General features: G+C 45.8%; 9 protein-coding genes and 1 tRNA gene. 4 read left to right on the top strand and 6 right to left on the bottom strand.

From position 1 onward, the window contains the following. Nucleotides 1–226: 226 nt before the first annotated feature. The 4 genes from ZOBGAL_RS10305 to dnaE form a co-directional block, all read right to left on the bottom strand. Nucleotides 227–300, bottom strand: a tRNA-Asp gene (locus ZOBGAL_RS10305). 73 nt (nucleotides 301–373) lie between these two features. Beyond that, nucleotides 374–1,303: a DUF58 domain-containing protein gene (locus tag ZOBGAL_RS10300; RefSeq protein ID WP_013993537.1), complete on the bottom strand. Its 930-nt coding sequence runs from the start codon at nucleotides 1,301–1,303 to the stop codon at nucleotides 374–376. Nucleotides 1,304–1,416: 113 nt separating this feature from the next. Continuing rightward, nucleotides 1,417–1,734 carry a thioredoxin gene (gene trxA / locus ZOBGAL_RS10295; protein ID WP_013993536.1) on the bottom strand — a complete coding sequence of 106 codons (318 nt, stop codon included), beginning with the start codon at nucleotides 1,732–1,734 and terminating at the stop codon, nucleotides 1,417–1,419. Nucleotides 1,735–1,863: 129 nt separating this feature from the next. Then, nucleotides 1,864–6,300: a DNA polymerase III subunit alpha gene (gene dnaE / locus ZOBGAL_RS10290; RefSeq protein WP_013993535.1), complete on the bottom strand. Its 4,437-nt coding sequence runs from the start codon at nucleotides 6,298–6,300 to the stop codon at nucleotides 1,864–1,866. 307 nt (nucleotides 6,301–6,607) lie between these two features. On the opposite strand from dnaE, the gene ZOBGAL_RS10285 reads away from it, so the two are divergent. Beyond that, nucleotides 6,608–7,159, top strand: a complete 552-nt coding sequence (locus ZOBGAL_RS10285; protein WP_013993534.1) for a 30S ribosomal protein S16 — start codon at nucleotides 6,608–6,610, stop codon at nucleotides 7,157–7,159. 16 nt (nucleotides 7,160–7,175) lie between these two features. Continuing rightward, the gene (gene rimM / locus ZOBGAL_RS10280; protein ID WP_013993533.1) at nucleotides 7,176–7,706 is read left to right on the top strand and encodes a ribosome maturation factor RimM; all 531 of its coding nucleotides are present in this window, start codon (nucleotides 7,176–7,178) and stop codon (nucleotides 7,704–7,706) included. Nucleotides 7,707–7,743: 37 nt separating this feature from the next. Here rimM and ZOBGAL_RS10275 read toward each other — a convergent pair whose 3' ends face one another. Next, on the bottom strand, nucleotides 7,744–8,790 hold the full coding sequence (locus ZOBGAL_RS10275) for a sugar phosphate isomerase/epimerase family protein (RefSeq protein WP_013993532.1): 1,047 nt from the start codon (nucleotides 8,788–8,790) through the stop codon (nucleotides 7,744–7,746). A 286-nt stretch (nucleotides 8,791–9,076) separates the two neighbouring features. Between ZOBGAL_RS10275 and ZOBGAL_RS10270 the strand changes: the two genes are divergently transcribed. Both ZOBGAL_RS10270 and ZOBGAL_RS10265 read left to right on the top strand, forming a co-directional pair. Then, complete coding sequence (locus ZOBGAL_RS10270) at nucleotides 9,077–9,787, top strand: tRNA1(Val) (adenine(37)-N6)-methyltransferase (RefSeq protein WP_046287443.1); 711 nt, start codon at nucleotides 9,077–9,079, stop codon at nucleotides 9,785–9,787. A 55-nt stretch (nucleotides 9,788–9,842) separates the two neighbouring features. Continuing rightward, nucleotides 9,843–11,021, top strand: coding sequence for an acyl-CoA dehydrogenase family protein (locus ZOBGAL_RS10265; RefSeq protein ID WP_013993530.1), 1,179 nt, complete (start codon nucleotides 9,843–9,845; stop codon nucleotides 11,019–11,021). Nucleotides 11,022–11,358: 337 nt separating this feature from the next. Here ZOBGAL_RS10265 and ZOBGAL_RS10260 read toward each other — a convergent pair whose 3' ends face one another. Next, nucleotides 11,359–13,173 (bottom strand): hypothetical protein, encoded by a 1,815-nt coding sequence (locus ZOBGAL_RS10260; RefSeq protein ID WP_013993528.1) that lies wholly within the window; start codon nucleotides 13,171–13,173, stop codon nucleotides 11,359–11,361. Between the last annotated feature and the right edge of the window lie 176 nt (nucleotides 13,174–13,349).

Genomic DNA, 13,349 nt, shown 5'->3' with positions numbered 1-13,349 from the left:
GAGTACAAAATACTTAGTACTTAGTACTAAGAAAAATAATCCTATACCGAACACAGCCAACGACACACTAATTACGGATAAAGATTGAGTTTCTACTTTGGTGGTGGTTCACTGCCCCCCAGTAGTAGACAGGGTGGTTTTTGTCTTGGCGCCTAATGATTTCGCCGCCTATTTCGCCACAGGAGCAGAAAACAAAAAAGCCTCCAACTTGCGTTGAAGGCTTTCGCGGTCTGGACGGGACTCGAACCCGCGACCCCCTGCGTGACAGGCAGGTATTCTAACCAACTGAACTACCAGACCGTGGCGTTTAGCGAGTGCAAATATACACCGCTATTTCAATTGCACAAACAATTTTTGATAAAAAATTTCGTCATTAAACAAATTTATGCCTTTCTACTAGGTAGGTGTTGAGTATTTTCGAGAAATCGCCCTTTACGTCAACCTCTACATATTTGATCTTATACTGTATACATTTCTGCTTTAAATCTTCAAAATAGGCGGTAACACTACGCTCGTAGGCTTCCTTTATATTACTGGAATACAAATCGATATATTCACCCGTTTCCACATCTAAAAAGCGCTTGGGGGTGTTGTCGAAATTAAAGTGATACTCCGTAGACCGGTCTAAAAGGTGAAACAATACTACTTCGTGCTTGTTGTATTTCAAATGTCGGAGGGCCTCAAAAATTTTTTCGTCATCCGCAGCGGTCTGAAACATATCGGTAAAAAGAAAAATCAGGCTTCTCCGTTTTATATTCTCGGCAATCTGGTGCAGATAGGTGTAGGTTTCGGTCTGTTGGGCCGGCTTGGTCTCCTGACTTAGCTCGCTCAGTTTGGCCAATAGCATTTGATGATGCCTTTCACTCCCCTTTTCCGGGGCATAAAAATTATAGCTATCGGAGTATACACTCAACCCGACCGCATCGCGCTGCCGCTTAAGAATATTCATCAGGGCGGCTATGGCCAGCACCCCAAAACCGATTTTATTCAGGTTGCCCAGGCTTAGGTTCTTGACCTCGGGATAGTACATCGATGCCGAACTGTCCAAGATCATATGGCACCTCAGGTTCGTCTCTTCTTCATAGCGCTTGGTATACAGCTTATCGGTCTTGGCAAAGAGCTTCCAATCTATATGCTTGGTACTCTCCCCTACATTGTAGATCTTATGTTCGGCAAACTCGGCCGAAAAACCATGGAACGGACTCTTGTGTATACCACTGATAAAACCTTCCACTACTTGGTTGGCCAAGAGCTCTAGGTTTTGAAAAAGGCTGGCATTGTTTAGTTCTGACTGCAGGTTCATATGACTAAGATAAACATTAAACCGTAATCGCTAGCTGCGAAATTTTAGGCATAAAAAAATCCCGCCATAAGCGGGATTTCCTCTATAATCTCCCTTTTTCAGGAAAAAGTACCTTATAAAACTGCGTCAATCGCGTCTGTATAAACTTTCTTTGGTGAAACCCCAACCTGACGGTTAACGATTTCCCCGTTCTTGAATACCAATACTGTTGGGATGTTACGGACACCGTATTTGGCGGCAAATTCTTGGTTTGCATCCACATCTACTTTACCTACAACGGCTTTACCGTCATATTCGGCGCTCACTTCTTCGATGATAGGGCCGACCATTCTACAAGGTCCGCACCATGCTGCCCAAAAATCCACTACTACCGGTTTATCACTTTTCAAAACTACTTCGTCAAAAGTAGCATCTGTTATTTCTAATGCCATGATTCTATAATTTTAGATATATTATGCAAACTTAGTCAAATATCTTAGGGTTTCCTTACTAAGGATACATTCGTTTTAGCTATTGCACTATCAACGTAATCTATAACGTTAAATTGCACAGGTAATCCCCTAATTTAGCTTATAATGCACCTCATTTTCCCTTAGTGTTGCCAACAGTTCACTGCTAATCTGCACTTTTTGCTTTCGGCTTGTTAGACTCACCTTGATTTCTTCCTCCATTTCATACACGACAAAATTCAACGGATGATTGCCCGTATGCGACAATAGGGTGTCCTTCAATTGATGGATATCTTCTTCCTTTAGGTCATCGATATTGAGCTTGATCGTAAGTTTTTTGGCATAGGTTTCCATTACTTCCTGAAGCAGCATAAAGCTATTGAACTGTATACGGGGATCTCCTTTTTTACCGGTATCACGGTTCATCCATCCTTCACGAACAAAGACCTTGATATAAACGAAGGAGTTGATCATAAGGAAATGGCGGAACTTTAGGTACTCTTCCCCAAAAATCCTGAATTCGAAGGACTCCGAATAATCTTCTACCGTAAACGACGCCCAGCCTTTTCCGTTCTTTGAAACCCTATGTTGCACGTCGGTAATAACTCCCGCAAAGGCCAACTCTCGGTTTACCACACTTTCAAGATCGCTCAGGTTCGCCAAGCTTGCATTACAGAACGCATCGATTTCGGTTTTAAAATCGTCTAAGGGGTGACCTGAGATATAGATCCCCACCACTTCTTTCTCGCGCCGTAGTTTCTCCATAGTACCCCACTCTTCGCATGGCGGTACTTGCGGTTCCGGTATCTGCACCTCACTGGCATCGCCAAAAAGGCTTACCTGGCTAGAATTTTCGCTTTCCTGAAACTTGGCTCCGTACTTTATGGTCTTTTCCAAAAAGGTAATGCCGTCCCCTTCATCGTGAAAATATTGGGCCCTGTGCGTATCCCCGAAGGAATCGAAGCCCCCGGCCACCGCAAGGTTCTCAAAGGCTTTTTTATTGGCGGCACGCAAATCTATACGTTTGGCAAAATCGAAGACCGACTTGAACGGTCCTCCTTCTTTTCTACTTTCAACAATGGTCTCTACCGCACCTCGGCCCACACCTTTAATGGCCCCCATTCCAAAACGGACGGCACCGGCATCGTTCACCGCAAACTTATAATACGATTCGTTGACATCGGGACCCAAAACGTCGAGTCCCATACGCTTACATTCCTCCATAAAGAAGGTCACCTGCTTGATGTCGTTCATGTTGTTCGACAGCACGGCAGCCATATATTCGGCCGGATAATGGGCCTTACAATACGCCGTTTGGTATGCGATCCACGCATAACAGGTAGAATGCGATTTGTTAAAGGCATAGGCGGCAAAGGCCTCCCAGTCTTTCCATATTTTTTCCAGTTTATCTACCGGATGTCCCTTTGCAGAAGCCTGTTCAATGAACTTGGGCTTCATTTTATCAAGTACGTGCTTTTGCTTTTTACCCATGGCCTTACGCAAGACGTCGGCCTCACCCTTGGTAAAGTCGGCCAGTTTTTGCGAGAGGAGCATCACCTGCTCTTGGTATACCGTAATACCATAGGTTTCGGCGAGGTACTCTTCACAGGCATCGAGGTCGTATACAATTTCCTCGGTACCATGTTTACGGGCGATAAAGCTAGGAATGTATTCCATAGGCCCGGGACGATAGAGGGCGTTCATAGCGATCAAATCCGCAAAAACCGTAGGTTTCAGCGCACGCATGTGCTTTTGCATACCGGGCGATTCGTATTGGAACACCCCAATGGTCTCGCCCCTTTGGAAAAGCTCGTATGTTTTTTCGTCGTCAAGCGGAAAATTTTCGGGATCCAACTCAATACCGTGCTTCGCCTTTACGATCTTTACGGTATCCTTGATCAAGGTCAAGGTCTTGAGTCCCAAGAAATCCATCTTCAACAGTCCCGCACTTTCCACCACCGAGTTATCGAACTGGGTACAGTACATATCGGAATCCTTGGCCAGGGCCACAGGAACGAACTTGGTAATATCATCGGGGGTAATGATCACCCCACAGGCATGGATACCGGTGTTACGCACCGACCCCTCTAAAACGTAGGCCTGGTTCAAGGTCTCCGACTCAAGTCCGTCACCCTCGGAAATATTCAAGAGTTCGTTTATTTTTTCAAGCTCTTCGCTATTGAACTTGCTCCTCAACACCTTTTCATCTACCCCGATAATCTTTTTCAGTTTAGACATGTTGGGGATCAGCTTCGCCATACGGTCGGCATCGCCCAAGGGCAGGTCCAATACCCTTGCCGTATCGCGAATCGACGATTTGGCGGCCATGGTACCATAGGTGATGATCTGTGCTACCTGGTTGGCCCCGTATTTTTCGATTACATAGTCCATCACACGGCTACGCCCCTCGTCATCAAAGTCGATATCGATATCGGGCATACTCACACGGTCGGGGTTCAAGAAGCGCTCAAAAAGCAGGTCGTACTTGATCGGGTCCAAATTGGTAATCCATAAGCAATAGGCCACGGCCGAACCCGCCGCGGAACCACGGCCCGGACCCACCGAAACGTCCATCTTTCTCGCCGCCCGAATAAAATCTTCCACAATCAAGAAATACCCCGGATACCCGGTTTTCTCGATTACCTTCAACTCAAAGTCTAGTCGCTCGTCTATCTCTGGCGTTATTTCCCCATATCGCTTTTTGGCCCCTTCGTAGGTAATATGGCGCAGGTACTTGTTTTCCCCGCGTTTCCCCCCGTCCAGCTTATCTTCTTCAAACTGGAATTCCTCAGGTATATCGAAGGCCGGCAAGAGTACATCACGCGCCAAGGTAAAGGTCTCTACCTTATCAACGATTTCCTGAATATTGATAATGGCTTCGGGAATATCCTTAAAGAGCTCCTTCATTTCTTCGGAAGACTTGAAGTAATACTCTTGATTGGGAAGTCCGTAACGATAGCCACGGCCCCGACCTATAGGTGTAGACTGTTTCTCACCGTCTTTAACGCAAAGCAAAATATCGTGCGCATATGCGTTTTCCTTGTTTACATAATAGGTATTGTTGGTGGCGACCAGTTTTACATTGTGCTTTTTGGCAAACTGTATCAACACTTGGTTTACACGGTCTTCATCTTCTTGACCATGGCGCATGATCTCTATATAGAGGTCATCCCCAAAAGTCTCTTTCCACCATATCAAGGCCTCTTCCGCCTGCTTCTCCCCTACGTTCAATACCTTACTGGGCACCTCACCATAAAGGTTACCCGTCAGCACCATTACATCTTCCTTGTACTGCTCAACGATTTTTTTATCGATTCGGGGTACGTAATATTTTCCGTCAACAAAGGCAATGGAAGACATTTTTGCCAAGTTCAAGTAGCCCTTTTTGCTCTTGGCGAGCATCACAATTTGATACCCGTTGTCTTTTTGCGACTTGTTGGTATGGTCTTCACAGACCTGAAACTCACAACCGATAATCGGGGTTATCTCCAATTCAGGTTCGGGCAATTCGTTCAACGGCTCCTGGCCTTCTTCAAGGGTTCCGTTCCGTGTTGCCTCATAACGCTTCAGGTTCTCCTCGTTACGGGCCACCACCCCTTTGTTGTGGTTGAGCACCCCATTGACAAAGTGAAAGGCGCCCATCATATTCGCGTGGTCGGTCATGGCAACGGCGGGCATTTTAGCCTTGGCCGTAGCCGCGATCAAATCGGGTACGCTTATGGTGGACTGAAGTATGGAAAATTGGGTATGGTTGTGCAAATGGGCGAAACTGGCCGACTCCAAAGTAGCCAGGTTCTCCTCTATTTCCTCTTGCGACACCCCACCGGTATCTTTTTCCCAAAGGGCATCCGCTATTTTTTTGGAAGCCTTTTTAAGGTTGATATGCTTCAATCCGATAAGCTGGATCTCTTGCGGATTCGCCTCTGAAAAATTCTTGAAATAATCGGGCTGAACATCTAACTGTTCAGCGGTATATTGTTCTTTACGGATAAGCTCGAGAAAACAACGCGTAGTGGCCTCAACATCGGCCGTGGCATTGTGCGCTTCCCCGAAAGGTTCCCCGAACAAAAACTGGTGCAGCTCCGTCAAGGTAGGAAGCTTAAACTTGCCCCCGCGTCCACCCGGTATCTGGCACAATTGTGCCGTATGCTCGGTACAGGTATCTAAAACCGGCAATTCCTGCAAGGGGTTCTCAACGCCCATACGGTGGAATTCCGCCCCCATAATATTTACATCAAAGCCAACGTTCTGCCCCACGATAAACTTGGTCTTCGACATGGCGATGTTGAACTTCTCCAAGACCTCCGACAAGGCAACCCCCTGTTGTTCGGCGAGCTCCGTGGAAATTCCGTGGATCTGCTCGGCATCATAGGGGATATTAAAGCCATCGGGACGCACTAGGTAATCTTGATGCTCTATACACCGCCCCATTTCATCATGCAACTGCCAAGCGATCTGTATACAGCGCGGCCAGTTGTCGGTATCGGTTATGGGTGCATCCCAACGTTTGGGAAGTCCGGTGGTTTCCGTATCAAAAATGAGGTACATAAAAGTTCGTGTTTGAGCTTAAAAAAGAGAAGGTAAAATTACGTAAAAAGAGCGCTCATAAGCCCTATGACTTGTCAAGAGTTATCAACGAAGGCAAAAGTCCCTGCCCAATGACCCACAAACCCCTAGTTCGATGATAGTTACAACCACAATACGCCTTCCTTCAAAAAAGTCGCTTTCCTTTGTATTTTTCTTCAGACCAAGAGTGCTTACCTCAAAAAGAAATTCTATATTTGCACCCCTTTTAAAGGGAAAAATTTAAAATGAATTAATAACAAGGGTCGGGCACCCTACAAATTAATGTGATATGCCAGTAAAAATTAGATTACAGAGACACGGTAAAAAAGGAAAACCATTCTATTGGATCGTTGCTGCCGACAGCCGCGCAAAAAGAGATGGTAAATTCTTGGAAAAATTGGGCACTTACAACCCAAACACCAACCCTGCCACCATTGACCTGAACATTGACGGTTCAGTAAAATGGTTACAGAACGGTGCCCAGCCTACCGATACTGCCAAAGCAATCCTTTCTTACAGAGGCGTTCTCTTAAAGCACCACCTATTGGGAGGTGTTCGCAAGGGCGCTTTGACCGAAGAGCAAGCCGAAGAAAAATTCAAGGCTTGGTTGGAAGAAAAAGAAAACAAGATCGCCTCTAAGGTAGATGGTCTTGACAAGGAAAAGGAAAAAGCGAGAGCCGAAGCCTTGAAAGCCGAAAAAGAAGTAAACGACAAGAGAGCCCAAGCCGCTGCCGAAGCTGCCTTGCCAGAAGCACCTGAAGGTGAAGAAGCAGAAGCAGAAGTTGCTGCAACCGAAGAAGCTCCGGCCGCAGAAGCAGAAGCCTCTAAGGAAGAAGAATAAATAAATTTTGAAACGGATGCGTAAGGAAGATTGTTTCTACCTCGGTAAGATCGTTTCAAAATATAGTTTCAAGGGTGAGGTACTAGTTAAACTAGATGCCGACGAACCTGAGATATACGAAAACATGGAATCAGTTTTTGTCTTGATGAAAGGCAATACACTGGTTCCATTTTTTATTGATAGATGTCGCCTGCACAAATCGGAACTTTTACGAATCGATTTTGAAGAGGTGAAAGACGAGGCGGCGGCCAACCGCATCATGGGCCACGAACTCTACCTGCCCTTATCGGCCCTTCCAAAACTGGAAGGCGATAAATTCTACTTTCACGAAGTTATCGGTTTTGACGTATTGGACGAAGTTCATGGCAACATCGGAAAAATTACCGGGGTGAACGATTCCACCTCACAAGCCATTTTTGAGATCGATAAAGACGGGAAAGAAATTCTCGTACCCATCATAGACCAGATCGTAAAAAAAGTGGACCGCGACAATAAAGCCATCCATGTAAGCACTCCCGACGGTCTAGTAGAACTTTATTTAGGGTAAACCCGACCTAATTCGACCAGACCTACCCTATTCCTTTCTATTTACTTAAGGCCTTTTCACAGAAAGCCACACACTTTTGAACCTCGGCCACGGCATTTGAGCCTTCGGGCACATTATACTCAAGTTCAATGGTTCCGGGAAACGCATATTTTTCATCACGCATCAATTGCAAAGCCCCGGCCAATGGGGTATCGCCACTTCCCCATACCAGATTGCCCTTGCCGTGCTCAGGGGTCTGCCTGTCTTTTAAATGCATACTTTTAATATGTTGGTGCTTGCTTTTTATTATTTCTAGCGGCGCCGTGTTGCCAGCGGCCACAAAATGGCCCAGATCAAGGTTCAGGGCGTTGTATTTCGATTGTTCCAAAGCCGTATCCCATAACGTCGGTGTTTGCTGTTCATGACCGTGATAGGCAATGTAAATACCGTGTTTTTTGGCAAAATTGCCCAAGCGGAGCGTAGTAGCATCATCACCAGGGTGCTCTACGGTAACGTGGCTGGCTCCCAAAACTTTGGCCGTCTTCATTCCCCAGTCGATATCGGCATCGGAATTGTTCTTTCCGAAGGTGTTCCGTGGCTTAAAGGCGTAAATATCGACCCCGGCGCGATTGTACATCTTTCTGAACTGCTCGAACTTTTTCATATCCACCGTCTTTCGCCATTGGCCTACCTGCGTGTTGTAAGCTGCCTGCTCGGCCTGTATTTCGGCAAGTTGTTTGGCTTCGTCATCGCTAATGCTACCACTGCGTTTCTTTTTCATCAACCCAAAAAACACCGATCGATCCAGCTTGTTCTCAGGCCTTCCCGCAAAGGTTTCGGCAGGGTCCCCTATCAATTCAATGGCACTGATCCCACAATCGAGTATATACTTTAGGGTTGCTTCCGCACTTTGGTCTTCCATACTTCTGAACGAATAGGTGATGACCCCGACTTGCACCCCGTTAAATCTGGAATTCGGTTTTTTGTAATGTTTTAAAATGGACGGAGCCCCAAAAAGCGAGGGCGTAATCAGTGTTGACCCTGCGGCCACCGCTAGGGTATTCTTTAAAAACTTGCGCCTTCCGGACTTTGAATCGTTTTGCATTTGAGTATATATTTTGGTTTGAGTCGTATTTTGCTTTTTTAAGGAAAACCATCCCCTAAAAAAGAAAAACCATAATTCATAAAGGAACGAATTATCACAAGAAAATTAAGTATTTTCAACCCTAGTGACAAGTTTTTATGTCAGCTGTAACAAAAAGCGGCCTGCATTGAAATTATATTCCGATATTTCACTTGTCTTTTAAACATACAAAATACAATCAGCCGTTTCAGCCCATGGACCTCTCCTGAGAACGGAAGGCACTAAACGGATGAAACGCCCTTATAGAATGAAACCCTTCAAATTCAAACAATTTACCGTAGATCAAGACCGTTGTGCCATGAAAGTGGGCACCGACGGTGTATTATTGGGCGCTTGGACCTCTTTGGAAAGCGCTCCTGAATCCATTTTGGATATTGGCGCGGGAACAGGCCTAATAGCCCTTATGATGGCACAACGCAGCCTAGCAGATACCATTGACGCCCTAGAGATCGACGAGGACGCCTACGAGCAATGCGTATCAAATTTTGAAGCCTCCGATTGGGGCGATAGGCTCTTTTGCTATCACGCAGGGCTTGACGAGTTTGTAGAGGAATGGGAAGACCCCTACGAGCTGGTCGTTTCAAATCCCCCTTTTTACACAGAAGAGGTTTCCAGCGGGAATGCTTCCCGTGACAACGCGAGGCAGAACCAATCCCTCCCCTTTGACGAACTCCTGGAAGGCGTAGCGAAGCTAATGGCTCCCGAAGGTACCTTTGCCACCATTATTCCGTATAAAGAAGAAGCCGCATTTTTGCAACTGGCGGATTCCTTTAAACTATATCCACAGCGTATCACCCGTGTAAAAGGCAGTCCCACCTCCGAGATCAAGCGTAGCCTGCTTCAGTTCGCACGTACGAAGTCCACCCCACTTACCGACGAACTTACCATTGAAATCGGCCGGCACGAATACACCGACGCCTATGTCGCGCTTACCAAAGATTTTTATTTAAAAATGTAACAATTTGTATTCGTAATGTTACGTTTCATTAGTACATTTGATTAAAATTCACTTTATGAGACCTGATTTGTTCGAAGCTCCAGACTACTACCATCTTGACGACCTTCTTTCAGAAGAACATAAATTGGTGCGTGATGCCGCACGCCAATGGGTTAAAAGAGACGTCTCGCCCATAATCGAAGCATATGCCCAAAAAGCAGAGTTCCCAAAGCAAATCTTAGGGGGCTTGGCCGAAATTGGGGCCTTCGGACCCTATATTCCCGAGGAATACGGAGGAGCGGGACTCGATCAGATCAGTTACGGACTCATCATGCAAGAAATAGAACGTGGTGATAGCGGGGTGCGATCTACGGCCTCGGTACAGTCGTCATTGGTCATGTATCCGATCTACACCTACGGCACCGAAGAACAACGAAAAAAGTACTTGCCCAAATTGGCCTCGGGCGAAATGATGGGCTGTTTCGGACTTACAGAACCCAATCACGGTTCCAACCCCAGCGGAATGGAAACCAAGTTCAAGGATATGGGCGACCACTACCTATTGAACGGCGCCAAATTATGGATATCCAATTCCCCTTTTGCCGACATTGCCGTAGTATGGGCCAAAAATGAGGAAGGCCGTATTCACGGACTTATCGTTGAACGCGGTATGGAAGGTTTTTCAACACCCGAAACGCACAACAAATGGTCTTTAAGAGCCTCGGCTACGGGCGAATTGATATTTGACAACGTCAAAGTACCTAAAGCGAATTTATTGCCCAATAAATCGGGCCTAGGGGCCCCACTCGGATGCCTCGACTCTGCACGCTACGGAATTTCATGGGGAGCCATCGGCGCGGCCATGGACTGTTATGATACCGCATTGAGGTATGCCAAAGAACGCATACAGTTCGGAAAACCGATCGCCGCCACCCAATTACAGCAGAAAAAACTGGCCGAAATGATCACCGAGATTACCAAGGCCCAGTTATTGGCCTTTCGCCTAGGCCAATTAAAGAATGAAGGCAAGGCGACATCGGCACAGATTTCAATGGCCAAACGCAACAACGTGGAAATGGCCATCACCATAGCCCGAGAAGCCCGACAAGTATTGGGCGGAATGGGCATTACCGGCGAATACAGCATTATGAGGCATATGATGAACCTAGAGAGTGTTATCACCTATGAGGGCACCCACGACATCCATCTATTGATCACCGGTGCCGATATTACCGGATTTCCGGCCTTTCAGTAGCAGCCACCACCATCCGAATCAGTTGATCCCCTTAAACGGAATTGCCCCTGGCATATTTCCGGGATGATATATGCCCCCATTTGAAAAAATTAGGGCTTCCCCCAAGGGAATTTATAGGTGTATTTGACGGGGAAGCATTCAAAAGGATAGTTTCACAACACAAATTGGGCGTTTCACATCATTTTTTTTCAAATAGAGACCTACTGCCGTAAGTTTACAGTGTTAATCATTCAGAAATAAAATTTTTCATTTTCATATAGTGTTCTCGTAAAAGAGTCTTATCGGTTTCGATAAGACTCTTTTTAGTTTTTGGCTATTGATATTTTGCGACTTCCTCCTAAGAAACCAATTTCCCATCAAACACTTCAATTTCCTGAAGCAACTGTTTTAGAAGGTCACGGCTTTCCCTTAACTGGTCCAATAAATGTCCGCATGAGGGGGCCTTCCCTTCTTGGCCTTCCCCAAACAAGTTTTCGTAATAGGTAATGCCGTCGTTAAGGTGTTCGCCAAATGACAACAATTGCTTTTTCTGTTTGTTTGATGGCGACCTTTCGTATTCCGCAATCTGTTCCTTGAAATATTGGAGGTAGATATGCAGTTCCTTGACAAACATATTCGGGCGGTCGGTACGAGATATGATATTGGTTTTGCCATAAATATGGCCAATCATTTCCTTTAGGGAAGTAAGCTTTGAAAAATAGGCCATATTCGGGCCCGGACAGACCGACACCCCTTCCCCTTCGATTTTGGTATCCAGATCATAGGCCAAAAGTGCCGTCGTTCCCAAACCTACGCAAGTACACGATTTTTCGGTAATCTTACGAAAATGGTATTCGTACTCGGCTTTTGATAGGTTTTGACCTTTGAGTTCCTTTAATTTTTGATTTTGGTATTGACGCGATGCCGTACACAGCCCCTTCTCATTGAAATCTTTGTTCAGTGCCACGAACTTTTTCGGACACGGACTACCAGGCCTTCCCGCAGAAATGCGTTTCTCTTTTTCCAAATCCTTGGTATTTCCCTTCAAACTATGAAAAGGAATACCGAGAGGGGAAATATTGCTCAAATAAAGATCGTCCTCTTTCGCTTTTACCAATTTGTCCAAAGTATCTTGATCCACCGTCGTGGCCTCTGGCACCAAAAGAAAAGCGGAACCCCAACCTACGGAGTCTATCTGGTACCTATCGAGAAGAAATTGATGCTCTTCGGCCGTGCCCACACCGCCCTGGGCAGAAATCTTTAAAGGCAGCGGTTTTTTAGGAACCGTACGCCCCTTGCTTTCAAGCGCCCCGATCAAAAGCCCTTGAACCGTATCGATCAGTTCCTGTCGATTATCTTTAAACTGTTGAAGAATCGGCCCCATTAAGTAGCCATCCGCGGCAAAGGCATGGCCCCCACAATTGAGCCCTGACTCCACACGGTACTCCGAAACCCAAATTCCTTTTTTCGCCAAAAACTTTCCTTGGATCAAGGCCGAACGGTAATCGCTTACCTTGAGAACTATTTTCTTCTTGACCCTTCCCTCGGCATCGGGGTAAAAGTCATCAAACTGCTCCAAATAACTATACAATCTGGGATTCATTCCAGCAGAGAGCACTACTGAAGACTGCAACTTACTTTTCGCGAAGCCTCTTAGGGCCGCATGGGCATCGTTATATTCCGAGGACAGCTTTTCCTTTTTAATATAATTGTCCTTATCGACCTTCGTCATGATGTTCACATCAATACTCCCCATGGGCATTTGCTCCCTTACCCAGTCCTTGATTTCGGTCAAATTGAAGCAATGCTCCGTAAGCTGGTTGAATTCCCGCTTAAACGTTGACGAATCCGGCAGCATATGGAAGTACTCTTTGATGCTCTGTGCGGTTTCCGTGGTGCTCATCTTGAATTCCTCGAATTTCTCGTGGGCCAGATCGTGGACCATATTGAGATACGAGCTGATACGTTTTGCCCTAAAATCGTTTTGGTTATCCGTAATTTCCTTGTAGGGAAGGCCATGCTTGCCCGAATACATCTTGCGAAGCTTTTCCAAGAGCACATCATCGACCAACGAAATGACCGAGTCGATACCGAATTGTGAAACTTTTAAAGGAGAGTCAATAGTAAAACCTATACCCATAACCGGGATATGAAAGGAATGTGCGTACGTCATAACATATAATTTTTGTGATGATTTGACCCTAGTGAACCTCTTCGTCCATAAAACCAAAACTAAACCCTCAAAAATCGGGTCTTAATTTCTTACAAAATATGATTTTAATCAGGTTTTCTAAATCCTATTCTACCGAAGATTTACATACACCCAAGACGCAAACCCACAGACGATCA

This window comes from Zobellia galactanivorans, assembly GCF_000973105.1.
GTDB classification, from domain to species: domain Bacteria; phylum Bacteroidota; class Bacteroidia; order Flavobacteriales; family Flavobacteriaceae; genus Zobellia; species Zobellia galactanivorans.
Note: the sequence above shows the minus strand (reverse complement) of the source record. Positions and strands in the feature narration are given on the sequence as shown.

What these genes read in the sequence shown, in the direction of transcription:
- ZOBGAL_RS10300 (WP_013993537.1), bottom strand. Translation starts at nt 1,303, where the DNA reads ATGAACCTGCAGTCAGAACTAAACAATGCCAGCCTTTTTCAAAACCTA.
- trxA (WP_013993536.1), bottom strand. Translation starts at nt 1,734, where the DNA reads ATGGCATTAGAAATAACAGATGCTACTTTTGACGAAGTAGTTTTGAAA.
- dnaE (WP_013993535.1), bottom strand. Translation starts at nt 6,300, where the DNA reads ATGTACCTCATTTTTGATACGGAAACCACCGGACTTCCCAAACGTTGG.
- ZOBGAL_RS10285 (WP_013993534.1), top strand. Translation starts at nt 6,608, where the DNA reads ATGCCAGTAAAAATTAGATTACAGAGACACGGTAAAAAAGGAAAACCA.
- rimM (WP_013993533.1), top strand. Translation starts at nt 7,176, where the DNA reads ATGCGTAAGGAAGATTGTTTCTACCTCGGTAAGATCGTTTCAAAATAT.
- ZOBGAL_RS10275 (WP_013993532.1), bottom strand. Translation starts at nt 8,790, where the DNA reads ATGCAAAACGATTCAAAGTCCGGAAGGCGCAAGTTTTTAAAGAATACC.
- ZOBGAL_RS10270 (WP_046287443.1), top strand. Translation starts at nt 9,077, where the DNA reads ATGAAACCCTTCAAATTCAAACAATTTACCGTAGATCAAGACCGTTGT.
- ZOBGAL_RS10265 (WP_013993530.1), top strand. Translation starts at nt 9,843, where the DNA reads ATGAGACCTGATTTGTTCGAAGCTCCAGACTACTACCATCTTGACGAC.
- ZOBGAL_RS10260 (WP_013993528.1), bottom strand. Translation starts at nt 13,173, where the DNA reads ATGACGTACGCACATTCCTTTCATATCCCGGTTATGGGTATAGGTTTT.